This window comes from Aeromonas sp. s11, assembly GCF_040907945.1.
In the GTDB taxonomy this organism is placed as follows: domain Bacteria; phylum Pseudomonadota; class Gammaproteobacteria; order Enterobacterales; family Aeromonadaceae; genus Aeromonas; species Aeromonas veronii.
The window spans coordinates 1-23,906 of record NZ_JBFOCU010000020.1; the positions used below are offsets into that span (position 1 = coordinate 1).

The 23,906-nt window shown below is 60.4% G+C and carries 25 protein-coding genes; 14 read left to right on the top strand and 11 right to left on the bottom strand.

Annotated features, from left to right (window positions below; all coding sequences use genetic code 11):
• Positions 1-203, top strand: a 203-nt coding sequence (locus tag AB5Y84_RS04385; protein ID WP_368176445.1) for an integrase core domain-containing protein, incomplete at its 5' end; no start/stop codon positions are given.
• A 72-nt stretch (positions 204-275) separates the two neighbouring features.
• Here AB5Y84_RS04385 and pmbA read toward each other — a convergent pair.
• On the bottom strand, positions 276-1,619 hold the full coding sequence (gene pmbA / locus AB5Y84_RS04390) for a metalloprotease PmbA (protein ID WP_368176446.1): 1,344 nt from the start codon (positions 1,617-1,619) through the stop codon (positions 276-278).
• A gap of 114 nt (positions 1,620-1,733) precedes the next feature.
• Between pmbA and yjgA the strand changes: the two genes are divergently transcribed.
• Positions 1,734-2,258: a ribosome biogenesis factor YjgA gene (yjgA, locus tag AB5Y84_RS04395; RefSeq protein ID WP_005336359.1), complete on the top strand. Its 525-nt coding sequence runs from the start codon at positions 1,734-1,736 to the stop codon at positions 2,256-2,258.
• Between the two features lie 396 nt (positions 2,259-2,654).
• Entirely contained in the window at positions 2,655-3,437 is a 783-nt protein-coding gene (locus tag AB5Y84_RS04400) for a gamma-glutamyl-gamma-aminobutyrate hydrolase family protein (RefSeq protein WP_368176447.1), read from the top strand.
• A gap of 12 nt (positions 3,438-3,449) precedes the next feature.
• Here the strand turns inward: AB5Y84_RS04400 and AB5Y84_RS04405 are convergent, their stop codons facing one another.
• Positions 3,450-3,833 carry a hypothetical protein gene (locus tag AB5Y84_RS04405; RefSeq protein ID WP_040069030.1) on the bottom strand — a complete coding sequence of 128 codons (384 nt, stop codon included), beginning with the start codon at positions 3,831-3,833 and terminating at the stop codon, positions 3,450-3,452.
• 145 nt (positions 3,834-3,978) lie between these two features.
• On the opposite strand from AB5Y84_RS04405, the gene AB5Y84_RS04410 reads away from it, so the two are divergent.
• A complete protein-coding gene (locus tag AB5Y84_RS04410; RefSeq protein ID WP_368176448.1) occupies positions 3,979-5,505 on the top strand; it encodes a cyclic nucleotide-binding domain-containing protein in 1,527 nt (508 codons plus the stop codon).
• 45 nt (positions 5,506-5,550) lie between these two features.
• Entirely contained in the window at positions 5,551-5,949 is a 399-nt protein-coding gene (locus AB5Y84_RS04415; protein WP_368176449.1) for an STY0301 family protein, read from the top strand.
• A 76-nt stretch (positions 5,950-6,025) separates the two neighbouring features.
• On the opposite strand, the gene AB5Y84_RS04420 is transcribed toward AB5Y84_RS04415, so the two are convergent.
• The 6 genes from AB5Y84_RS04420 to AB5Y84_RS04445 all read right to left on the bottom strand — a co-directional run bounded on the left by AB5Y84_RS04420 (position 6,026) and on the right by AB5Y84_RS04445 (position 10,974).
• Positions 6,026-6,736, bottom strand: a complete 711-nt coding sequence (locus tag AB5Y84_RS04420) for an HAD-IA family hydrolase (protein WP_368176450.1) — start codon at positions 6,734-6,736, stop codon at positions 6,026-6,028.
• Between the two features lie 32 nt (positions 6,737-6,768).
• Complete coding sequence (gene xerC, locus AB5Y84_RS04425; RefSeq protein ID WP_111899803.1) at positions 6,769-7,746, bottom strand: tyrosine recombinase XerC; 978 nt, start codon at positions 7,744-7,746, stop codon at positions 6,769-6,771.
• Positions 7,739-8,419 (bottom strand): DUF484 family protein, encoded by a 681-nt coding sequence (locus tag AB5Y84_RS04430; RefSeq protein ID WP_005336370.1) that lies wholly within the window; start codon positions 8,417-8,419, stop codon positions 7,739-7,741. Before AB5Y84_RS04430 ends, xerC begins: the two co-directional genes overlap by 8 nt.
• Before the next feature lie 91 nt (positions 8,420-8,510).
• Positions 8,511-9,341, bottom strand: coding sequence for a diaminopimelate epimerase (gene dapF, locus AB5Y84_RS04435; RefSeq protein ID WP_005336371.1), 831 nt, complete (start codon positions 9,339-9,341; stop codon positions 8,511-8,513).
• Between the two features lie 185 nt (positions 9,342-9,526).
• Entirely contained in the window at positions 9,527-10,777 is a 1,251-nt protein-coding gene (lysA, locus tag AB5Y84_RS04440) for a diaminopimelate decarboxylase (RefSeq protein WP_127006249.1), read from the bottom strand.
• Positions 10,778-10,809: 32 nt separating this feature from the next.
• Entirely contained in the window at positions 10,810-10,974 is a 165-nt protein-coding gene (locus AB5Y84_RS04445; protein ID WP_368176451.1) for a lipoprotein, read from the bottom strand.
• Positions 10,975-11,047: 73 nt separating this feature from the next.
• On the opposite strand from AB5Y84_RS04445, the gene cyaY reads away from it, so the two are divergent.
• Both cyaY and AB5Y84_RS04455 read left to right on the top strand, forming a co-directional pair.
• Positions 11,048-11,362, top strand: coding sequence for an iron donor protein CyaY (gene cyaY, locus AB5Y84_RS04450; protein ID WP_019444859.1), 315 nt, complete (start codon positions 11,048-11,050; stop codon positions 11,360-11,362).
• Positions 11,359-12,012: an alpha/beta hydrolase gene (locus AB5Y84_RS04455; protein ID WP_368176452.1), complete on the top strand. Its 654-nt coding sequence runs from the start codon at positions 11,359-11,361 to the stop codon at positions 12,010-12,012. Before cyaY ends, AB5Y84_RS04455 begins: the two co-directional genes overlap by 4 nt.
• 66 nt (positions 12,013-12,078) lie before the next feature.
• Here AB5Y84_RS04455 and AB5Y84_RS04460 read toward each other — a convergent pair whose 3' ends face one another.
• Complete coding sequence (locus tag AB5Y84_RS04460; RefSeq protein ID WP_021231823.1) at positions 12,079-14,598, bottom strand: class I adenylate cyclase; 2,520 nt, start codon at positions 14,596-14,598, stop codon at positions 12,079-12,081.
• Positions 14,599-14,921: 323 nt separating this feature from the next.
• Between AB5Y84_RS04460 and hemC the strand changes: the two genes are divergently transcribed.
• From hemC to AB5Y84_RS04480, 4 genes are read left to right on the top strand one after another with little or no spacing between them, the layout of a single operon-like run.
• Entirely contained in the window at positions 14,922-15,851 is a 930-nt protein-coding gene (hemC, locus tag AB5Y84_RS04465) for a hydroxymethylbilane synthase (RefSeq protein WP_157188024.1), read from the top strand.
• A complete protein-coding gene (locus AB5Y84_RS04470; protein ID WP_368176453.1) occupies positions 15,848-16,582 on the top strand; it encodes a uroporphyrinogen-III synthase in 735 nt (244 codons plus the stop codon). Before hemC ends, AB5Y84_RS04470 begins: the two co-directional genes overlap by 4 nt.
• Positions 16,579-17,628: a uroporphyrinogen-III C-methyltransferase gene (locus AB5Y84_RS04475; RefSeq protein WP_076495577.1), complete on the top strand. Its 1,050-nt coding sequence runs from the start codon at positions 16,579-16,581 to the stop codon at positions 17,626-17,628. The genes AB5Y84_RS04470 and AB5Y84_RS04475 overlap by 4 nt, the downstream gene beginning before the upstream one ends.
• 10 nt (positions 17,629-17,638) lie before the next feature.
• Positions 17,639-18,802, top strand: coding sequence for a heme biosynthesis HemY N-terminal domain-containing protein (locus tag AB5Y84_RS04480; RefSeq protein WP_139407003.1), 1,164 nt, complete (start codon positions 17,639-17,641; stop codon positions 18,800-18,802).
• A 71-nt stretch (positions 18,803-18,873) separates the two neighbouring features.
• Here AB5Y84_RS04480 and AB5Y84_RS04485 read toward each other — a convergent pair whose 3' ends face one another.
• On the bottom strand, positions 18,874-19,125 hold the full coding sequence (locus tag AB5Y84_RS04485) for a YkgJ family cysteine cluster protein (RefSeq protein WP_005336384.1): 252 nt from the start codon (positions 19,123-19,125) through the stop codon (positions 18,874-18,876).
• Between the two features lie 131 nt (positions 19,126-19,256).
• A complete protein-coding gene (gene glpX / locus AB5Y84_RS04490) occupies positions 19,257-20,267 on the bottom strand; it encodes a class II fructose-bisphosphatase (RefSeq protein ID WP_005336386.1) in 1,011 nt (336 codons plus the stop codon).
• A gap of 221 nt (positions 20,268-20,488) precedes the next feature.
• Between glpX and AB5Y84_RS04495 the strand changes: the two genes are divergently transcribed.
• The 3 genes from AB5Y84_RS04495 (at position 20,489) to AB5Y84_RS04505 (ending at position 23,497) form a co-directional block, all read left to right on the top strand.
• Complete coding sequence (locus AB5Y84_RS04495) at positions 20,489-21,544, top strand: porin (RefSeq protein WP_040068785.1); 1,056 nt, start codon at positions 20,489-20,491, stop codon at positions 21,542-21,544.
• 120 nt (positions 21,545-21,664) lie between these two features.
• The gene (locus tag AB5Y84_RS04500; RefSeq protein ID WP_368176454.1) at positions 21,665-22,585 is read left to right on the top strand and encodes an ABC transporter substrate-binding protein; all 921 of its coding nucleotides are present in this window, start codon (positions 21,665-21,667) and stop codon (positions 22,583-22,585) included.
• 33 nt (positions 22,586-22,618) lie between these two features.
• Complete coding sequence (locus AB5Y84_RS04505) at positions 22,619-23,497, top strand: EamA family transporter (protein ID WP_368176455.1); 879 nt, start codon at positions 22,619-22,621, stop codon at positions 23,495-23,497.
• Positions 23,498-23,906 lie beyond the last annotated feature (409 nt).

Genomic DNA, 23,906 nt, shown 5'->3' on the forward strand with positions numbered 1-23,906 from the left:
TGACGGATGGGTATGACTGTTACCAGAATGCGTTGGCGGAGCGGGTGAACGGGATTTTGAAAGGAGAGTTATTGTTGCAAAGCCCGCAGGATTTGGCGCAAGCGCGGGAAATGGTGCGTGAGGCGGTGGATATTTACAACGNGGAGCGGCCGCATCATGCGTTGAAATACAGAACCCCCGATGCGGTACATAGGGGGTTCTGAGTAGAGAAATGCTAGTTGAAAATGTGTAAACCTATTTCAGGACTAGACATTTCGGTTCTGTTGAAACCGGGATCAGTGGCCCGCCAGCTTCATATTCTCTACCAGCACCGAGCCGGTCTTGAGACTGGATCGTTCATCTTCGTCACAGCCCACCGCCACGATATGGCTGAACATCTCGGCCAGATTGCCGGCGATGGTGATCTCCTCTACCGGATAGGCTATCTCGCCATTCTCGACCCAGAAGCCGGCGGCGCCGCGGGAGTAGTCACCATTGACGATATTGACCCCCTGCCCCATCAGCTCGGTCACCAGCAGACCGGTGCCCATCTCTTGCAGCATGCCCTGAAAATCCTGGCCGGTATTGGAAACCTGCCAGTTGTGGATGCCACCGGCGTGACCCGTAGTAGTCAGCCCGAGCTTGCGGGCAGAGTAAGAGGTCAGCAGCCAGCTCATCAGCTCGCCATTACGGATGATATCCATGTCGCGGGTACGCACCCCTTCGCCATCGAACGGGGTACTGGCGAGCCCGCCCAGCAGGTGGGGGAACTCCTGAATGGTGAGCCACTCTGGCAGGATCTGCTTGCCCAATTTGTCGAGCAGGAAGCTCGACTTGCGATAGAGGTTGCCACCGCTGATGGCCATCACCAGATGGCCCCACAGGCCGGAGGCAGTGTCTGGGTGGAACAGCACAGGCGCGTGACGGGTAGAGATCTTGCGGGCGCCGAGGCGGGAGACGGTACGCTCCACCGCCTCATCGGCAATACGCTGCGGGCTCCAGAGCCCGTCGAGGGTACGGCTGGAGGAGTAGCCGTAATCCCGCTGCATATCGCCATCCTGCTCGCCGATCAGCACGCAGCTTAGTGAGTTGCGCGACGCCGCGTAGCCTTTGACGAAGCCGTGGCTGTTGCCATAGACCTTGATGCCAAGATGGCTGGAGAAACCGGCACCGTCGGAGTGTTTGATGCGGGCATCGCGGCCCAGAGCGAGTTGTTCGCACTCGATGGCCAGCTCGATCCCGCGCTGGGGATCCAGCTCGATTTGGTGACACAGTTGCAGGTCGGGGGCATCCCAGGCCAGCAGCTCGGCGTCCGCCAGACCGGCGCAATCATCGGCCGAGGTGTGGCGAGCAATCTTGATGGCCGCTTCAACGGCGGCACGAATGGCGGGTTTGCTCAGATCGGTGGTCGAGGAAGATCCCTTGCAACCATCGCGATAGACAGCGATACCGAGGGCGCCATCCTTATTGAATTCAATGCTTTCCAGTTCACAACCCCGGGTGTTCACCGATAACCCGGTCTGCTTGCTGATGGAGACTTCGGCCAGCGAGGCGCCCAGTCCTTTGGCTATCTCCAGGGCTTCGGCAACCACGGCCTCGAGATGGGCTTGATCCTGGCGGATTTGGTCTTGCTGATCCATAACTCACATCTGTATGAAAGAAGGAAAGGGGAGTAAGCATATCAGACCCCTGCGCCCAGCGGGAGAAGCTGGTAACATATCCGCCAAACGTGAATGACAGGAATCAAGAGACCGATGAGTCAATATCAAGACGACAACGAGTTCGAAGACTGGGGCCCCAGCAAGAGCCAGCTCAAGCGCGATGCCGAAGCATTGCAGAAAATGGGGGAAGAGATCGTCTCCCTCAGCCACAGCGAACTGGAAAAAATCCCGTTGGATGAAGAGCTTGCAGAAGCTGTCGAGCTGGGTCGCAAACTCAAGCCGAAGAAGGATGAGTCCTTCCGTCGCCATCTGCAGTTCATCGGCCGCCTGATGCGCAGCCGCGATATCGAGCCGATTGCCGAAGCGCTCTCCATCATCAAGAACCGTCACTCCACCGTGAATGCCCGCCTGCATCGCCTGGAGCAGTGGCGCGAGCGCCTGATCACCGAAGGTGACAGCGCCCTCAACGAGCTGATGTCCCAGTTCCACGAGCTGGATCGCCAGAAGCTGCGCCAGCTGATCCGCTCCGCCAACAAGGAGCGGGAGCTGAACAAGCCGCCGGTCGCCTACCGCGAGATGTACCAGTATCTGCGCGGCGAGATCGAAGACCTGCTGTGATCCCCGAAACACGCCTCCCCTCGGGGAGGCGTGCTTCTATTGATGCCTTTTCCTCTCCACATCCCCCGCCATCCCTGCGCGTTTAATATATCCACCACTTCGCTACCCCAACCATAACGACCCATCTCAACAGCCCCGTTAAATCGCAGCTTCAGAGCAGTTCAAGACAAATACGTTAACAACTTGGCATCATTTTGTTTGACATATTGAACGGCCTTGGCAGACTGAAGAGAGGATCCAGGCTGTCGCTGCCCAGGCTGACCAACGATTCTGTCACCCGGCCCGACGCGGGATCCCATGACCATGCCTTGAGGCATGCCCTTGCCCTGCCGGTTTGCAAGGGCCTGCCCAAGGCGCAGGATGAGACTTCAACGCCAAGGATAATCAAGGTGCCCTATGCCAAATCCCCAGCCTCCCGCCACCCGTAAACCTGTCGTGCTGATGACCATGGGGACCCAGCCCCGCAACGGCCACGCCTATCAGGTGATGACCCACAAATACATCATGCCGCTGGTGGAGATAAGCGGCTGCGTCCCGCTGCTGGTACCCACCTGCTGCGGCACCGCCGATCTGGAGCAGTATCTGGATCTCGCCGATGGGGTCTATCTGAGCGGCGCCGGTTCCAACATCGATCCGGCCCTCTACGGTCAGGAGAACCTCACGCCGGAGAAACAGCAGGACAGGGATCGCGATCTGTTCGATCTGCCCCTCATCAAGGGGGCGCTCGCCCGTGGCTTGCCGATCCTCGGGATCTGCCGCGGCATGCAGGAGATCAACGTGGCGCTGGGGGGAGACATCCATCAGAAGGTCTATAACGAGCCGGGTTATGACGATCACCGGGAGGATGCCGACGATCCGGTCGACGAGCAGTATGGGCCGAGCCATCAGATCAAACTGCTGCCGGGCAGCTGGTTTGCCGAACTGATGGGGGAAGAACAGATTCCGGTCAACTCCCTGCATGGGCAGGGCATCAACCGGTTGGGGAATGGTCTGGAGCCGTTGGCCCACGCCGAAGATGGGCTGATCGAGGCACTTCATGCTCCCGCACTGTCACCCTTTTTGCTGGCAGTGCAGTGGCATCCGGAGTGGAAAGCCAATGAAAATCCCCACTCCATCAAGATCTTTCAAGCCTTTGGCGATGCATGCCGCCAACGCTGTGCATTGATGGCAGCGAGTTAATCCCTCATCGATTCAGTCGCCAAACCCGCGCGCCTTGAGCTTGGGCAGTCCACCCCGCTCGGGGCGCAGGGTGCGGCAGATATCCATCCCCTTGAGCCCGCGCTGGATATGATCAGGCGAATGGCCAAACACCATGCCGTTGCTGCGGTAGAGGTTGTTGTCATCCAGCTCGAACTTCTCGCCGCCGATCAGCAACTGCTCGCGGCCATTGACAGTGTCACCCCGCTTGATGGGCACCTTCATGTCGCTCAGCACCTCGCCGGTGGCACACCCCTCACGCCAGCGCGCCTCGCTGGAAAAGGGGGTAATGGCTATTTCACGCCAGGAGCCATCCCGGAATTCGACCCGATACTTCTCGGCCAGCAGGTCGCAGCCAGCCAATGGCAACAGGGCCATCAAACAGATGATTTTCTTTGAAAATTTCACTCAATCGCACTCCTTTGCCCGGTTCTGCACAGGATAAATAAATTGCCGCCCCAACGCACCATTTCCCCGCGCCGTAGCAGCTATGCTGGAAATAAAACCACAATAAGGTGCTGCTATGGCTGGCGAAAACCTCACCGCGCTACCGACGCTGATCTGGATTGGCGAACACCCGTTCTGGACCCTGCTCACCCTCTCCCTGATGCTGCTCCACTTCTGGCGCCGTCCGGGACAGCGACGGGAGCTGCTCTCCGAGCTCGGCTTCGTGATGATTAGCGCGGTGGTGATCCTGCTGATCCAGCTGGAAGGGGGCTGGTTCAAACTGCCGCTGCCCCATCAATTGCTGATCGAGATCTCCACCCTGCTGGCTGGCCTGATACTGGTCAAGATATGGGGGATCCTGCTGTTCGAATTTCTGCTCCCCCTCTGCCATGTGCGGATCCCGCGGATCATCGCCGATATCGTCATCACCATCGGCTATATCGGCTGGGGTCTGTTTCGCCTCTACGCCTCCGGCATGGCGCTCGGGGAGATAGTCACTACCTCCGCGGTGATCACCGCGGTCATCGCCTTCGCCATGCAGGACACCCTTGGCAACCTGCTGGCCGGGGTCTCCATTCAGCTCGACAACTCCATCGCCATCGGTGACTGGCTGCAAGTCGACACCACCCAGGGCCGGGTGGTGGAGATCAACTGGCGTGCTACCACCATCGAGACCCGCAACTGGGAGACTGTCGTCATCCCCAACAGCCACCTGCTCAAACAGCGCTTCACCGTGCTCGGGCGCCGCCGTGGCGAACCCTTGCAGTGGCGGCGCTGGGTCTGGTTCGATCTGACCCTGGATACCCTGCCGACCCAGATCATCGCGCTGATCGAGAAATCCCTGCGGGAGACCAAGCTCCCCTGCGTCGCCAAGCATCCGCAACCGGACTGCCTGCTGATGAACGTCGAAGGAGGGATTGCCCGCTATGCGGTGCGCTACTGGCTCACTGACCTGGCTCGCGACGATCCGACCGACTCCATGGTGCGCAGCCTGATCGATGCCGCCCTGCGCCGCAACGATCGCCGCCTCACCCCGCCGATCTTCAACGTCTTTATGGCCAAGGAGAAGCAGCATCTGGATGCCCGCCACAAGCGCCACACCGCCGAACGAACCGATACCCTTCGCAAGCTGCCGCTGTTTGCCATGTTGCAGGAGAACGAGCTGCTTCAGCTGGCCGATCAGGTGAAGTTCGCCCCCTTCGTCAGCGGCGACATCATGCTGGAGCAGGGGGATGTCTCCAGCTGGCTGTTCGTGCTGGTCAAAGGGGAGGCCGAGATGGTGGTCAATGTCGAGGGACGAGAGCTGAAGCTTGGTACGCTCAACGCGGGAGACTTTTTTGGCGAACTGAGCCTGCTCACCGGCGAGCCCAGCTCCTTCACGGTGCGGGCGGTGGCCACCGTCGAAACCTATCGCATCAATCAGGCAATGTTTCAGGAGTTGGTGATGCAGCGCGAGGCGCTGGTCGAGCCCCTCTACCGGGTGCTGAGCGACCGCCAGCAGGAGCAGCGGGCGCTGCTGGAGCGGGAGGCGGAAGCCATGAAACAGCCACCACAACAGCTTGATCTCCTTGATAAACTGATGAAGTTGTTCGGTGGAAGATGACGTAGCATGGCACGATATTGAGGACGTGAAGAGAGAACCCCAGCCATGTTACTGACTACCCTAGCCCTTGCCGCCAGCCTGCAATTTGATTGTCCCGCCACCATCGAGAGTCGCCAGCAGCTGCTGACCCCGCAGCAGGGCTGGCAGGCGTTCACCCGCAATGACGATGGCAAACCGGACGAAACCCTCAGCCACCGGCTCGATAATCTGGCCCTGTTCGACGGAGATCCTGCCGAGCTGGCCCAACTCAAACCGGATAATGGCGACAGCGACGAAATCCACTACTGGAGCCAGCTCGATAGCAGTCTGCGCCCGCTCTATCTGGTCTGCCGCTATCAGAACAGCGCCATCACCCTGCAGCAGGCGCTGCCCGTCGGCATCAGTTACTGCCGCGTCAACCAGCGCGATCGCTACACCCTGCTCGGGCTGATTTGCCGCAAATAGCGGGCGTAACCCCTTGCCATACATCGCTATTCACTGACAGCCATTACCGCCTGAGCCGGGCCACCCGCCAGCGCCATCAGAGCAGCAGTTCGGCCAGCTCCTCCAGTGCCGTCAGCTCCACGTCCGGCAACAGTTGCAGCTGTTGCCACGGTTGTTGCCGCTCGTTGAGCCAGGCGGCGCGAAAGCCATGCAATCGGGCACCCAGCACATCGGTCTCGGGATGATCCCCCACATGGAGGATCCGCTCTGCTGGCAACTTGAGGGTGCTGCGGGTCTGCTCAAACATATCCGGTGCCGGTTTCATTCTGGCGTCCGCCCCCGCCTTGCAGACCAGCATGAAGTAGTGGTCCAGCCCTGCCTGCGCCAGATCCAGATTGCCGTTGGTGATCACCACCAGCGGGTAGCGTTCGGCCAATCTGGCCAGCAGCTGATGAGTGGACTCGCTCACCTCGATCTTCGAGCGCTCTGCCAGAAACGCAGCAAACACCTGCTCCGCCTCGCGACTGGCCTGCTGGTCAGCCATCCCCCCCGCCACCATAGCGGCGCGGATGGTCTGCTGGCGCGCCAGACTGACATCGTGGCGCAGCTCGGGCCTGGCCAACAACACGGCGCGTTTTAGCTCCAGCCAGCGCGGCTTGTCGAGCATGGCGGTGGCCAGATATTCGCTGCGCAGATGGCTCAACATCCACTGCTCGGCCCGCACGATGGCGGGGCCGTTGTCATAGAGGGTATCGTCGAGATCAAACGAGATGGCGGCAACCGGCTGCCAGCGGCGATAGAAGTGCATGGACTCTCCTCTGCAACGGGGCTCAGGGCCCGTTATTCATCGTCCTGCGCATCCGGGTCACGCTTGGCCCTGGGGTGGGCGCTGTCGTAAACCTTGGCCAGATGCTGGAAGTCGAGGTGGGTATAGATCTGGGTGGTAGAGAGGTCGGCATGTCCCAGCAGCTCCTGCACCGCCCGCAGATCGCCGGAGGACTCCAGCATATGGGTGGCGAAGCTGTGGCGCAGCTTGTGGGGATGGACGTGGGCGTTGAGCGCCTGCTTGTTGCCCCAGCCATCAAGGCGGGCCTGCACCGAGCGCGCCGACAGCCGCTGCTTGCGGCTGGAGACAAACAGCGCCTCGCTCTCATCCCCGGCAAGCAGCGGGCGCACCTTGAGCCACTTCTGCAGCCACTCGACCGCCATCCGGCCGATGGGCAGCACCCGCTCCCGCGAGCCCTTGCCGGTCACCTTGAGCTGGCGGTCGTCGAGCTTCAGGTCCACCAGATTGATCCCCACCAGCTCGGCCAGACGCAGCCCTGAAGAGTACATCAGCTCCATGATGGCGCGATCCCGCACCGCCAGCGGATCCTGCTCGTCGGTGATGTTGAGCAGCTGGTGCATCTCGTCCACATCGAGGTTTTTCGGCAGCGGCCGCCCCTGTTTGGGGGTGACGATGCCACGGGCCGGATTGGCGGTCAGCCGCCCCTGCCGCACCTGCCAGTCGCAAAAGCTGCGCAGGGCAGAGACCTTGGTGGACAGGGAACGAGGAGCAAGTCCCCCCTTGTGCATCCGGGTCACCAGAGTGCGCACCTGACTCGCCTCGAGCCGACCCCAGTCAGTGAGCCCCAGAGCCACCAGCTCGGCGGTCATCGCCTCCAGATGGGCTTGATAGTTATTGCGGGTATGAGGGCTGAGCTGACGCTCGACCCTCAGGTATTCGATAAAGGCCGCCAGCTCGTCCGCCAGTTCCGCAGGCAGTGGCGGTGCGACGACGGGAGCTTTGGCGGGCGCCCTGGCCGGTGTTCTAGCCATGAGTCAACTCGGGCAGACGCAGTTGCAGCAGGCGCCCCAGTTGGCCCAGCAGCAGGGTGTCGTTGTGGGGAGTAAAGTGGCCGGGATCCGAGCTGGCGAAGGCCAGCACACCGAGATCGCCGAGCCGCATCAGGGCCACCGAGTTGACCAGCACATCATGGCCAAACAGCGCCTGCTTCTCGCTCTGGCTCAGGCGGCCAAAGTAGTAATCCTGCCCCGGCAGACGCTGACCCAGCAGGGATTCGAGCTGCTTGCCCTGCGCCAGAAAGCGCTGCTCGGGCCCGCTCAGGGCAAACTTCTTGGGATTGAGCCAGAGCCGCAGCCCGGTCAGGCGCAGCCGCTGGACAAAGGCCTTGCCCATCACGGCACTTACCTCGAACAGGGTCTGGCAGCCGTACAGCTCGCCGTAGAGATCGGCATAGACCCGGAAGATCCGCTCGTTTTCGCTGGCGATCCCCATCAATTCGGTGATCTCCTGCTCCAGCTGTTCGATCCGCTCGCGCTGACGCTCCAGCTGGCGCTCGACCAGCGAGACCGACCCTTTGCGTTCATGGGGAATGCGGATCCGGTCCAGCACGGCGGCATGGCGTTGGAAAAACTCGGGATAACGGGCCAGGTACTCCAGCACAGTGGCTTCATCCACCGATTGCTCCTGCCGTTTGAGTTCGCTCATAAATTGGTTGATCCATCAGAGAAATGGGGCTCGCTGCCCCGACATCATGGGCAAAGGGGGCCAACGCCCCCCGTACCTGAACCTTTATCGGCTAAACCTCTATCTGGCCGTCAAACACATGCTCGGCGGGACCTGTCATATAGACCGGCTGGCCCGGGCCCTTCCAGGCGATGGTCAGCTTGCCGCCCGGCAGACTGACGGTGACCCGCTCCTTGAGCTTGCCCTGACTGATGCCAATCACCGCCGCCGCACAGGCACCGGTGCCGCAGGCCAGGGTCTCGCCACAGCCCCGCTCGAATACACGCAGCTTGATCTCGGTGGCATTGACCATCTCCATGAATCCAACGTTGACCCGCTCAGGGAAACGCTCGTGGCGCTCCATGATGGCACCGAGCGTCTCGACCGGCGCATCGGCGACCGAAGGCACCTCGATGACGCAGTGGGGATTGCCCATGGAGACCACGCCACACATCACGGTATGCTCCTGCGCCCGCAGCAGATAGGTTTTTTCCGCCTTCTGGGCCCGGAACGGGATCTTGCCCGGCTCAAACTGGGGAACCCCCATGTTGACCGTGACCTGATTCTCCCCCTCCAGCTGCAACACGATGCGACCCCGGGCGGTACTGACCGCGATGCGATCCCGGTTGATCAGCCCCTTGAGACGCACGAAACGGGCAAAACAGCGGGCACCGTTGCCACACTGCTCCACTTCGCTGCCATCGGCATTGAAAATGCGATAGTGAAAGTCGAGTTCAGGGTCATAGGGCGGCTCCACCAGCAGCAGCTGGTCAAAGCCGATCCCGAAGTGGCGATCTGCCAGCTTCTTGATGACGTCATTGCTGAAAAATACCTTCTGGGTGACGCCATCCACCACCATGAAGTCGTTGCCCAAGCCATGCATCTTGGAAAAATCTATCAACATCGTGCATTCCTGTGCTGTTAGGGCTGTAAAAATTCACCGAACCAAGGGTCGTCAAGCGCCATGAAGTCGTTGTCCAAAGCCCCATGCATCATGGAACAATCTATCCACATCGTGCATTCCTGTGCTGTTAGGGCTGTAAATACTCACCGTCAACCGTTATGAAATCATTGTCCCAGCCTGCGCCATCAGGGCAGCAGGTGCTCACCGCGCCAGAGATCGGCCAACTGCTCACGCTCGCGGATCAGGTGCGCCTCGGCACCATCCACCAGCACTTCGGCAGCGCGCGGACGGGTGTTGTAGTTGGATGACATGGTAAAGCCGTAGGCACCGGCCGAGCGCACTGCCAGCAGGGAACCCTCGGCAATAGCCAGAGTGCGCTCCTTGCCGAGGAAGTCACCGGTCTCGCACACCGGGCCCACCACGTCATAGAGCGCGGGAGCATGACCGGCACGGCTATCCACCTCGATGATGTTCATCCAGGCGCCGTAGAGCGAGGGGCGCAGCATGTCGTTCATGCCGGCATCGATCAGCGCGAAGTTGCGGGTCTCGCCCGGTTTCAGATACTCAACCCGAGTCAGCAGCACGCCGGCATTGGCGACGATGGCGCGGCCCGGTTCGAACAGCAGAGTCAGATCCCGGCCCGCCAGCTTCTGCTTGAGCGCTTCGGCATACTCGGTCGGATGGGGTGGCTGCTCGGAACCGTAGTTGACCCCAAGGCCACCACCCACGTCCAGATGGTGGATATGAATCCCTTCCGCCGCCAGACCGTCGATCAGCCGCAGCAGCTTGTCAGCCGCTTCCATAAAGGGATTCAATTCAGTGAGTTGCGAGCCGATATGGCAATCGACCCCGACGATCTCGATGTTCGCCATCGCGGCCGCCTTGCGATAGATGACTGGCGCCAGCTCGATGGGAATGCCGAACTTGTTCTGCTTGAGGCCGGTGGAGATATAGGGGTGAGTACCGGCATCGATATCCGGATTGACCCGCACCGAGACGCGAGCCTTCTTGCCCATGCTGCCCGCCACCCGATTGAGGCGCTCCAGCTCGGCTTCCGACTCCAGATTGAAGCAGAGGATCTCTTTATCCAGCGCAAGGCGCATCTCCGCTTCACTCTTGGCCACCCCGGAGAAGACCACTTTGCCCGGATCACCGCCCGCCGCAAGAACCCGCGACAGCTCGCCACCTGAGACGATGTCAAACCCCGAGCCCAGTCGGGCCAGCAGGTTGAGCAGCGCCAGGTTGGAGTTGGCCTTCACCGCATAGCAGATCAGATGGGGAATATCGCCAGCGGCCTTGTCGAAGGCGTGCCAATGGCGCTCGAGGGTCGCACGGGAGTAGACGTAAAGCGGGGTACCGTACTGCTCGGCAAGCTGTTGCAGCGAGGTTTGCTCGGCCTGAAGCTGGCCGTCGGCGTCGTAGTTAAAGTGATCCAAGGGGGCGGTTCCTTCCTAGAATGGGTGCGGCATTAGTGCGGCGCGGCCTCGGTGGTCGCAGGCGGTGCTGCTTGCGGTGTACTCTGGCTCTGTGGCTGCTCGGGGGGCGGCATATAAAGCGGCCCCTTCAGACCGCACGCGGCCAACCCGAGGGACAGAAGAGTAGCAAGCAGACACTTGGTGAACTGAGTGATCATAATGGTTCGCTGCGAAAAAATTTTTGGCCCTCTATAATCGCACTCACATTGTTAAAAGCAACAGGATAAACCGATGAAGGATCACGAGTATCACGCCCTGACCGACGCCTTTTTCCAATATGTGGAAGACACGCTCGACGAGGGGTATCCGGATATCGACTGCGAGCGCAGCGGCGGCGTATTGACCCTCTCTTTCGAGAACAAGACCAAGGTCATCATCAACAAGCAGGAGCCACTGCACCAGATTTGGGTCGCCACCCGCGAGAACGGCTTCCACTTCGAACTGCAGGGTGACACCTGGATCGACAACCGCTTCGGCCACGAGCTCAAGGCGCTGCTGAGCCAATCCTGCACCGCCCAGGCGGGCGAAGAGGTGGTGTTCCCATGATCGACCTGCACCCGCAGGGCGCCCGTCACGCGGTGATCTGGCTGCACGGGCTGGGTGATTCCGGCGCCGGCCTCGCCCCGCTGGTGGACGCGCTGGATCTGCCCGCCGACTTGCCGGTGCGTCACCTGCTGCCGGATGCCCCCGAGCGCCCCATCACCATCAATATGGGCTACAAGATGCGCGGCTGGTACGACATCAAGAGCTTCGAGGATCCCGCCGAGCGGGCAGTTGAGTCCCATGTCCGTGAATCGGCCGACCAGATTGCCGCATTGCTCGATCAGCTGGTAGCCGACGGGTTTGCCCCCAATCATATCGTGCTGGCAGGTTTCTCTCAGGGCGGGGTGATTGCCTCCTTCACCGCGCTGCGCTATCAGGCAACGCTGGCTGGCCTGCTCTGCATGTCCACCTATCTGGCCGCCCCCGACAAGCTGCTCGGCGAGATGAGCGAGGCTGCTCGCACCCTGCCCATCTGCTACATGCACGGCATCTATGACGATGTGGTGAGCCTGTCGCTCGGTTGGGATGCCAAGAACCGACTGGAAAGCGCCGGACTCGCCCCCGAGTGGCACGAGTACCCAATGCGCCACGAGATCTGCCGCCCGCAGCTCGGCGACATTCGCAGCTGGCTGCTGGCCCGCCTCGGCGCGTGAGCCTCTCCAGTAAAGCAAACGGCCTGCATCTGCAGGCCGTTTTTTATGGCGATTCCAACTGACGGGTCAGCCCACTTCTCGAGCGGGCGGCACCTGTTCGCGCAGAGTGCCCTGACTGCGATAGGGGATCACATCCAGCTCGCCATTCACTTGTACTATCTCGTAGTACTGCGGCAGGTTGAAGTTGATGAACTGCCCATCATCGCTGAACCGCTCGTGATTGGAGGTGTAGAAGCGGTTGACCCCCGCCACCAGCTCATCCTTGTTTCCGGCAAAGTGCTGGTAGATCTCCACCCGGTTCGCCTCATCGAGGATATAGATGTTGGTGCCCGCATCCCGGGTATCGAAGAAAAACTGCACCAACCCTTCGCTGGCGTAGGCATCGACGATGCTCGGCAGATGCTGGCTGTGGGTCTTGTCGAGCCGCAGCGGCAGGTGATCCAGCTTGTTGTGGGAGATGTGACGGTAAAAATCGATGGCGTTTTCCAGCTTCTTCACCGACACCCCGCGCCGCTCGAAGAAGATGCCGTACTTCTCGCGGCCAAGGGCCATGGTCTTGACCAACTGCTGCTTGTCGCGGGCAAGGCGCAGATCGATACACTCCGCCACCAGCGTCTGGAAACGGGAGCGCACCAGAGAACGGAAGTGCTGGCTGTAGCAGAACACCTCGATCATCTCGGGGGCGGCGGCATCCTGATGCATCTTGCCGAGGATGGTGGTGAGGGCATCGACCACGGCTTCATCCCCCTGGAAGTGCAGGGTACGGATCTCGCTCCAGGAGTTGCGATAGACCAGATCCACCGAGCCCACCAGACACTCCTGATTGCGACCAAACGAGAAGACATCCACGGTATTGGCGTCAAATTCGATCACCTGACCGACCCAGTGACTGGTCGGGTCCATCTCCAGATTGAGGAAGATGGAGAGCTGACGGATCTCGCACGGCCGGCTGAGGGCCAGGTTGGTGGCCAGTGGGTACTTCTCGGGGAAGCAGCCGGAGAGATCGCGGCAGAACTGGTGCAGATTGTCGATGTGCAGATCCGAACCCTGATTGAACAGGTGCACCCGCGACTGGGGCGTCAACAGATCGTTGAAGTAGGCCCAGGAGACCAGCTTGCTGATGTAACCGTTGAACTCCAGCGGCGCGCGGCCAATGATGTCCACCGGCTCCAGTGAATGTTTGTAGAGATACCAGCCGGCGCGATTGAGGCGACCATGCGGCACCTGCACGAAGCTGAGATCCGGCTCGCTGAGATCAGGCGCGATCTTGAGGTTGATACGCTGCACCTTGCCCGGCAGGCTCTCGAACGCGGCATAGAGTTTGCGCGACAGAATGCCGATATCTTCCGGGTTGATCGACTCGCTGATGTTGTTGCGGCGGGCGAACTGGATCAGGTTGCGGTAGCTCTGCATCAGGGCTTCCAGCAGCTCGGCGTGAGCGATCTTCACCTCTTCGATCTTCCACTCGTGGCGGTGATCGAGTTGATAGAGTTTGTCCTGACTCCAGCCCCAGTAGGAGACCAGCTGGCTCATCTGCTCGCGGCGCCACTCGGGGGAGTGATCATCCTTGGGATGGCTGAGACCGTCGCACACCTTGAGGTAGAAGCAGCGGCGCACCAGATCGAGCCGCGCCATGTCGCCGATGGACTTGAGGTAGTTGGTCACCTTGTCCAGCATCAGACAGTAGTTGTCGAGCCGGTAGTGCATCCCCTCGTTGTGCTGGAACCAGTCGCGACCAATCATCGACAGCAGGCGGGTATTGGGATACTCGTGAGAGTAGGCTTCCATCAGCACCGACTTGAGCACCGCCTTGTAGGGGGAGTCGATCCCCTTGTAGAGCTGCCACAGGGCGGAGCCGAAATACTCTTCGGCCGGAATACGGTCAAAACTGCCGAGATCGAGCCAGTCGTCCTGCTTGAGCTTGCCGCTCTCGAACAGCTCGTTCACATACTCATCGTAGTGATCATCACACTCGGTGGGCACCAGATACCAGATCAAGCGTTTGCCCGCGATACGCATGGCACTGCGGTAGAACTCGTCGAGCAACAGCAGGTGCTGGGCACTGCCGCAGCTCTCCCCCTGCATCTGGGCATCGTTGGTCTGGCGGAACTTGTCTTCCGGGATCAGGAAGAAGTTGAGATCGACCCCGCGCTGTTCGGCCCACTTGGAGAGTTGCTGGCATTTCAGCTCCAGCAGATCGAGCCGCTCCTGCGACAAACCGGCCACGTGGCAGACCCAGATATCGAGATCGGAGTGACAGCATTGACCGATGGAGGAGGTGCTGCCCATGGAGTAGAGCCCCTGAATAGCTCGATCATGGGTTGCCAGACCACTCTGGCAGTTGGCGTTGCGGCAGAGGTCATCGATAAAGGCTTGCTGCTCGGCAGTGGCACTGAAGCTCCAGATGCCATGAGGGACATCACCGGAGACATAACCGGGCAGCAGGGGATGATTGAAGTGCAGCATGACAGGCAGCAGTTGGAATACCTGCTGCCCATAGCGACTCATGAGGCCTAACGCCCGTTGCGTCTTGAGACGGGTAATGTCGTCATAACGCGCAACCAGCGTATCGATGTGTTCCTGCAATGCCCTGCCTATCACCTAAGTGAAAATGACGCACCAAAAGGGGGATACGTCAAAAAAGTGTGATCATGTTAACAATGCAAACAGCGGTGGTAAACAAGCCTTCGGCTAAACGTCAGATTATTTCTGGTATGACCACATCAAGTATCAGGGGAAATCATTAAATCCCAATACATTCAATGAATTAATCAACACCGCTTGCTTAATGAAAATCATTTTCAGCATGCATTTTTGAGCTTGGCCCCGCTTTTGCCGGCTCCGCCATGAAAGCCCGGGCAAAGGGTGGTAATATCGATTTCCTTCTAAAAATGAAACAACTGATTGATATGGCAGCCCGAACCCTGAAAATTGCCACTCGCAAGAGCCCGCTGGCCCTGTGGCAGGCCAACTTTGTCAAAGACCGGCTCGAAGCCCTGCACCCGCAGTTGCAGGTCGAACTGGTGCCCATGAGCACTCAGGGTGACAAGATCCTCGATACCCCGCTGGCCAAGGTCGGTGGCAAGGGGTTGTTCGTCAAGGAGCTGGAGACCGCCATGCTGGAAGGACGGGCCGATATCGCCGTTCACTCCATGAAAGACGTTCCGGTGGAGTTCCCCGAGGGGCTCGGTCTGCACACCATCTGCGAGCGGGAAGATCCCCGCGATGCTTTCGTCTCCAATCGTTTCAAGGCCATTGCCGAACTGCCGCAAGGGGCCGTGGTCGGCACCTCCAGCCTGCGCCGCCAGTGCCAGCTGCGCGCCGCCCGCCCGGATCTGGTGATCCGCGACCTGCGCGGCAACGTCAACACTCGCCTCGCCAAGCTGGATGCGGGTGAGTACGACGCCATCATCCTCGCCGCCGCCGGTCTGAAACGACTGGAGATGGCGCACCGCATCACCGCCTTTATCGAGCCGGAGCAGAGCCTGCCGGCCAACGGTCAGGGCGCCGTCGGTATCGAATGCCGCCTCGACGATGTTGAGCTGCACGCTCTGCTGGCGCCGCTGGAGCACGCCGAGACCCGCGCCCGGGTGCTGACCGAGCGCGCCATGAATCGCGCCCTGCAAGGGGGATGTCAGGTGCCTATCGGTGCCTACGCACTGGTCGAAGGCGAACAGATCTGGCTGCGCGGTCTGGTGGGCAGCCCGGATGGCAGCCAGGTGATCCGTGACGAGATCCGCGGTCCGCTGGCCGATGGTGAGGCCCTCGGCGAACAGCTGGCCCAGCGCCTGCTGGCCGCCGGTGCCGACGAGATCCTGGCCGAGGTCTACCGCACATGATCCCGCTGGTGGTGCGTCCGGCCGTTCAGGCCGCCGAGCTGGTGCAGTTGTTGCGCCAGCACGGCCATGCACCACTCTGCTGCCCACTGCTGGAAACCGTGGCGGGCAGCGAACTCCCTCTCCTGCCCGACCTGTTGCGCAGTGCCGACGCGGTTATCGCCGTCAGCATCCATGCCGTTCATTTTGCACACGATTTTCTGTTGCAAACTGGTCAGACCTGGCCACATATTGAGTACTTTGCGGTGGGTCAGGCCAGCGCAGATGCGTTTGTCTCCATCGGCATCACGGCAATCTGCCCGGATGACCCGCGCAGCGAAGGGCTGCTGGCCCTGCCCGCCCTGCAGCAGGTAGCTGGCAAACGGGTACTGATCCTGCGCGGCAATGGCGGGCGGGATCTCATCGCCAGCACACTGGCCTCACGCGGTGCTCTGGTGCACTATTGTGCGGCCTATGAGCGCCACTACCCCGAGCTGGACGGGGACACATTGACCCACCACTGGCAGGCAGCGGGGCTGGACAGCCTGCTCATTACCAGTGGTGAACTGCTGCAACGGCTGCTGGAACTGGTTCCCGACCACCAGCGGCCCTGGCTTTTTGACCGCCTGCTGGTGGTCCCCAGCCCGCGCGTGGCCGAGATGGCCAGTGCAGCGGGCTTTATCCATATCACGATTGCCCAAGGTGCATCCAACCAGGCCCTGACGGCCGCACTGGAACTGAGGAAGATGGAATGACAGAACAACAAGAATCCCAGGTCAAACCCCAGCCGACCGCTGTGGTCAATGGCAGCAAGAGCCGCTCCGGTGCCGTACTGGGAGGGGTCGCCATCCTGCTGGCCCTTGGCCTGACCGGCGGTCTCTATCTGCACGGCCACAAGAACGCCGTTGCCCAGCAGGCCGAACTGGCCCAGCTCAAGCAACAGCTGGCGAGCGCCCTGAGCAAGATCGACCAGACCAGCAGCAAGGATGCCGAGCAGCTGGCAGCGCTGGATCAAACCCAGCAACGGTTGCAGGGGGAGATGCAGGGGCTGCAGAACCGGGTGCTGGATCTCAACGACAAGCGCCCCAACGACTGGATGCTGGCCGAATCCGAGTATCTGGTACGGATGGCGGGCCGCAAACTGTGGCTGGAGCATGACCTCGTCTCCGCCATCACCCTGCTCGGCAATGCTGACGAGCGCATCGCCGCCCTCAACGACCCCAGCCTGATGCCGATCCGCAAGGCGCTGGCCGAGGATATCGCCAAGCTCAAGGGGATGCCGCGCATCGACCGCGAGGGGCTGACCCTCAAGCTGGCTGCGCTCTCCGACCAGATCGAGCTGCTGCCCCTCTCCACCGTCAGCATGCCGGAAGCCAAAGCCGAGCCGGATCAGGCGGTCAGCACCAATCCCGACGAGTGGGAGAGCAACCTGAAGAAGAACTGGGTCAAGTTCACCGAGAACTTCGTCACCATCCGTCGCCGCGATGGCGCGGTCGAGGCGCTGCTCTCGCCGCAGCAGGAGATCTTCCTGCGTGAAAACCTCAAAACCAAGCTGTTGCAGGCCCAGCTCTCCGTCTATCGCGAGCAGCAGGCGCTCTACGAAGACAGCCTGGACAAGGCCCAGCGCTGGCTGACCCAATATTTCGACACCGACAACAGCGCCACCCGCTACATGCAGGGCGAGATCGACAAGCTCAAGGGTGAGCAGATCCAGATCGACTATCCGGCCCAGTTCAAGACCCAGGCGATGCTGGAGCAGGTGCTGACCGAACGCCTGCAACGCATTCTGGCCAGCAGCTGAGGAGGGCACCATGATCCGTATAATCATTCTGGTCGCCGTGATGGTCGCAGGGCTGATCTTTGGCCCGCAAGCCTCCGGCAACAAGGGCTATGTGCTGATTGCCCTTGGCAATTACACCATCGAATCTTCCGTAACCAGCGCGGTGATCCTGGCCGTGCTGTTCTACGGCGCCCTGCTGATCGTCGAGTGGCTGCTGGGTCGGGTATTCGGCCTGCGCCGCAAGACCCTCGGCTGGTACGGCTCGCGCCGCCGCCGCAAGGCCAATCAACAGACCGTCGCCGCCACCCTGGCAATGGCCGAAGGGCACTACAGTCAGGCTGAAAAACTGATGATCAAGGGGGCCAGCAACAGCGACACCCCGCTGCTCAACTACCTGAGCGCCGCCAAGGCGGCACAGGCCCGTGGTGACGACGCCCGCCGGGATCAATACCTGCAAAAAGCGCAGGAGGAAAATCCCAAAGCCGAGCTGGCGCTCACCCTGACCCAGACCCAGTTGCAGATCGAGCAGGGCCAGTACGATACCGCGCTGGCGATGCTAGAGTCGGTCTACGCCCTCAACCCGCGCCACCCCATGGTGCTGGATCAGCTGCGTCAGGTACATCTGGCACGTCAGGACTGGAGCGCCCTGTGCGACCTGATCCCGGCGCTGCACAAGGTGGGCAAGCTGACCCCGAAACAGGAAGAAGATCTGCTGCAACAGGCCTGGTGTGGTCGCCTGCAACAGGCTGCCGGCAGCCTCGAAACCCTCAAGGCGGTGTGGCAGGATCTGCCGCGCAAGCTGCGCCTCGAGCCAGAACTGCTGGCCTGCTACGGCGATCTGCTGCGCCAGCTGGGTGCCGACGGCGAAGCCGCCACCCTGTGGCAGGAGGCGCTGCGCAAACAGCCGATGCCGCAGCTGCTGGCTCGCCTGCCCAAGCTGAAACTCGACAGTTACCAGCCGCTGCTGGCGCTGCTGCAAAAACAGCAGGGGCAACCGGAAGTTGACACCGCACTGGCCCAGCTCTATCTGCTGGCCGGTCAGCTGGACGATGCCCAGAAGCTGCTGGAGCAGGAAGTGGAGCGGGCGCCGAGCGCCGCCGCCTACCACGCCCTCGGCCAGCTGATGGACAAGCGCCGCCTCACCAACAAGGCCAACGAGTACTATCGTCAGGCACTGGAACTGGCGGGAGTCTGATCCCCGGCGAACAGAAACGCGAGAGGCCGCATGATGCGGCCTCTTTTTTTTATCTCTTCGCCCTGCCCTCGTCAGGTGGTGAGCCGCTCCAGCTCACCGATCAGCCAGATGGCCTCGGCACGGTGGCTGCCGCACACATCCATCATGGGGCGAAAACCGCCGCACACCGCTGGCCGCTCCGGTTGACCGAAGATCTTGCAGCCAAGGGCGCTATCGAGCTGGATACAGGGGACGCCAGCCGGTTTGCCATCTGGCATACCGGGAATGGCACTGCTGATACTGGGGGCGATGCAACAGGCAGCGCAGCCGCTACGACACTCCATAGACTCCACTCCTTTGGGACGGTCTGAGCCACCATAGCCGAAGCGGCGGCACAAACGTAGCTGGCGCACAACAAAAAGCCCGACCGCACGGGCGATCGGGCTTCAGACGCAGCCGGTTCAGCGAGCCATCATCACAGGATGATATCGCGAACCACGCTGTCTTTACGCTCAAGATAATGGATCGACTTGATACGACGAATGGTGCGGGATTTACCACGGATCAACAGAGTCTCGGTGGTCGCCATCACGCCATCGCTGGTGATGCCATCCAGCAGATCACCCTTGGTGATGCCGGTGGCGGAGAAGATGACGTTGTCATTCTTCGCCATGTCTTCCAGCTTGAGCACCTTGTTCACATCGATACCCAGCGCTTCGCAGCGGGCAATTTCCTGCTCGCCCAGCGCACGCACTTCCGGGCTGTCGCCCTTGACGCGGTGACGCGGCACCAGACGGGCCTGCATGTCACCATCCAGCGCGCGGATCACCGCCGCGGAGATCACCCCTTCTGGTGCGCCGCCGATGCCATACAGCATGTCGACTTCGCTGTCCGGCAGACAGGTGAGGATGGAGGCGGCAACGTCACCATCAGGAATGGCGAACACCCGCACGCCCAGACCCTGCATCTCCTTGATTGCCTTGTCATGACGCGGCTTGGCCAGGGTAATGACGGTCAGACGGGAGAGCGGCTTGCCCAGCGCCTTGGCCACGGACTTCAGGTTCAGCTCGAGAGCCTGATCCAGGTCGATGGCGCCTTTGGCCTTTGGCCCGACGATCAGCTTTTCCATGTACATGTCGGGCGCTTTCAGGAAAGAACCCTTGTCGCCTACCGCCAGTACGGCCAGCGCGTTGGCCTGACCCATGGCGGTCATGCGGGTACCCTCGATGGGATCGACCGCGATATCCACCGCGTCGCCGTGTCCGGTACCAACCTTCTCGCCGATATAGAGCATCGGCGCTTCATCAATTTCACCTTCGCCGATCACAATCTCACCATCGATCTCGATCTGGTTGAGAATGTGGCGCATGGCCGCTACGGCCGCCCCATCAGCGATATTCTTGTCACCACGTCCGAGCCACTTGTAGCCAGCCAGTGCAGCCGCTTCCGTCACTCGGGAAAACTCGATTGCCAGTTCACGTCTCATCGCATATCCAACCTATGGAGCCCGAAAACGGGCGGCATTCTACCACAAGGGCAAACCTTTGCGCACAAAAGTAGCCGCTGCGAGCAAGAATGTAGCCAATTCATCCAATTGCAACCCAATTGCCATCGACTCTTCATCCAACTGTCACCCCGCTGTCATCCCCGCTGCCTAGCATGACCCCGTTTTCAAAACAAAAGCTTGCAACACCACAAGGGATTAAGATGAAAAAGCTGACTGTAGTGGCACTGGCTCTCACCGCAGCCTTCCAGGCTCAAGCCGTTGAAGTGTACAAAAATGACACCTCCATGCTGGATCTCTATGGCCGCGTCTATGCGGGTCACTTCTTCGGTGACAAGAAAGACGACACCAATGCTACCAAGGAGTACAGCAACAAACAGGGCGCCAACCAGTTTGTCCGTTTCGGCGCCAAAGCCGAGACCCAGATCCAGAGCGGTCTGAAAGCACTGGCCCAGTACGAAGTGCAGATGTACATCAACGACAGCGAAAAGACCCTGGGTAAAGATGGAAACGCGGACAACTTGCGTACCCGCCTGGCCTTTGCCGGTGTCGGTGCCGATTGGGGCAATATCACTTTCGGACGCCAAAAAGGGGCAATGGGAACTCTGGTTGACTGGACTGATGTGGCACTATCCGATGGTTATGGCGCTGATGCCACCGGGGCAGGTACTGACACGTTTGCTACCAACCGAGCAGGCTCCGTACTGAAGTATTCAGGCCTGTTCAATGGCTTCCAGTTCGACACCAGCTACAAGTTCGATGGTGGCAAAGTGGAAGACAAGGGTAACAAGAACAGCGACCCAGCCTATGGCGCTGCGCTTTCCTACACCTTCCCGTTCAACCTGGCACTGGGCACCGCCTACAACGTCGGCCAGCGTCAGGATAAAGACGCCAAGGATGCCAAACTGTGGTTGATCTCCGCCAAATACGATAACAAGGCTCTGTATGCAGCACTGACCTACGCTGATGGTGCAGACTTTGTCAAAACCGGCACCGATCACACCGGTTGGGAAGCCGCGCTGGGCTACAACTTCGAGAATGGCTTCGGCCTGATGGCCCTGTGGAACAAGCAGGAGCAGGAAGTAACCGGTGGCCAGAAAACTGATGCTGTTGATTACTACACCCTGGGTGCCCAGTACAAATTCAACAAGAACCTGCGGGTGATTGGCGAGTACCGTATCAACAATCTGGACAGCAAAGAAAGCGGTCGCTTTGATGTGAAAGATGACTTCCAGCTGGCTGCCCGCTACGACTTCTAATCGAGGTTTTGCGGATCCCCAAAGCGCGATGGCTTGCCATCGCGCTTTTTGCTGAGCGTCGCTCACGACCGGAGAAAGTGGCCTAGGCTCAACAGTAGATGTATCGCCGGAGAGATGATCATGGTCAGGCTGCTTTTCGTCCTGCTGTTACTACTGGCTCTTCCCGCTCACGCCCTCTCTATCGCCATGGTGCTGTGGCGCGGTGAAACCGCAGCCGAAGCGGGCTTTCGGGCAGAGCTGACCCGCCTTGGCTATCAGGCCACCATCACCACCTATAACGCCGATCAGGATCGTACGGCGCTGGCAACCATGCTGCGCCAGCAGATGCTGCCGAAACTGGCCGAATACGACTACATCTACACCTTTGGCACCACCGCCACCACCATGACCAAGAGTCTGGTGGCCAACCGCAAGCCACTGATTTTCAATGTGGTTTCCGATCCGATCGGGGCAGACATCCTCTCGGAAGACAAAGCCCAGAACAGCATGGTGGCCGGGGTAAGCAACATGGTGCCGATGGCGCTGCAACTGGCCAACGCCAGCGAGCACCTGGCCACCGGAAAACGGCTGTTGCTGCCCTTCAACCCCCGTGAGCAGAACACCCTGCTGGTGGCCGATATGCTGCTCAATGAAGCGAAACGCTATCAGTGGCAGATGGTCACCTGGCGAATGGCCCCTGACCCACGGCGGCTGGACAACGAACTGAAGCGGCTGCAACAGGATGCCAAAAACGACATCGTCTTTCTGGCCGCAGACAGCTATCTGCTCTCCATCGCCCCCAGCCTGCTGAATGCGCTCAACGCAGCTGCCATCCCTACCATCTGCAGTGCCGAGCTGTTCGTTGAACACGGCTGCAGCGTTGGCACCATCAGCAGCTACGAGGCGCTGGGCAAGATGGCCGCCGGGATCATCCACCGCCACCAGCAGGGAACAGAGTTGCAGGATATTCCGCTGCAGACCGACCCCCATCCCAAACTGGTGTTGGGGCAACTGGGTAACGCCACCACGCAGGAGGCGAGCCTCGAAAAGCCGAAGCCTTGATAAAGATCTCGGCCAATCAGGCTCCGGGCGGGTATGCTGTTGACCCCCATCGCCCGAGAGCCCTTTCCCATGAGCACCACCGTCTTTTTTGCCGTTCTGCTGGCAGCCCTGCTTCACGCCAGCTGGAATGCGCTGGTCAAAATTGGCGAAGAGCGGCTGGTGGGGGTGTCACTGGTGGCGATCTTCTCAGGGCTTATCGCCGCTGTGGCGCTGCTGCCAATGGGGATTCCCTCTGCTGCCGAGCTGCCCTGGCTCGGCCTCTCAGTCCTGCTCCATATCGGTTACTGCCTGTTTCTCAGCCATGCCTACAATCAGGGCGATTTTGGCCAGATCTATCCGCTGGCCCGTGGCAGTGCCCCGCTGCTCGCCATGGCATTAAGTGCCATATTGCTGAGGGACTACCCCGGTTACGGCGGCATCATCGGCGCCTGCGTGCTGATCATGGGGGTCTTGCTGATGGCCTTGCGAGGCGGGCAGCAGCGCCTTGACAGCAAGGCAGTTCGGGCGGCACTGATCACGGCCATGTTCACGGCGACCTATACCCTCTCGGATGGTGCCGGCGCCCGCGCAGGAGGTGAACCGGTACGCTACACCCTCTGGCTCTTTGCCTGTACCGGGCTGGCAATGCTGCTGGTGCTGATCGTCCACCAGAAACGCAACGCATGGCGCCAGATCCGTCGCCATGCGATGGCGGGAATGGCAGGAGGTGCCATGTCACTGCTCGCCTATGGGATTGTTATCTGGGCCATGACCCAAGCCCCCATTGGCGTGGTCGCGGCTCTGCGCGAAAGCAGTGTGCTGTTTGCCATGCTGCTCTCGGTCTGGCTGCTGAAAGAGCCGCTCGGGCGCATGCGGCTGACGGCGGCGGCCATTATCACTGGCGGCGTGCTGCTGACCCGGCTGGGAGGATAAGCCCTGTCGCCATTGGTGCAGATTTATCTGACAGGATGGCGTAATTCACTCCGCCAAATATGCCGAATACGAATAATGGAAATAAGTGTCGGCCCGGGCGTAAATGTTTACATCCGCAACGTATCAATTAACTGGCAGGTCTGTTTATTTCAACCACAGCTTCATTCGGGAAACTTACCTGCCCAGCAGCATTAATGATAAAATCGTTCACAGTTAATTTTCGGCAACGCTGACCAATACCGCGCATGGCACAGACCATGCCGCTCCGCCCATACATTCATTGACCGCCTGACGGGTAAGCCAGCCCGGTCAGAGATGACCCGATCGCGCCCGCCACAGCAGGATGGCATGGCGCTACCGCGTTATTAATGGGTCCGGTTTCGTCTGTTTAATTTTTGATTATTTTAAA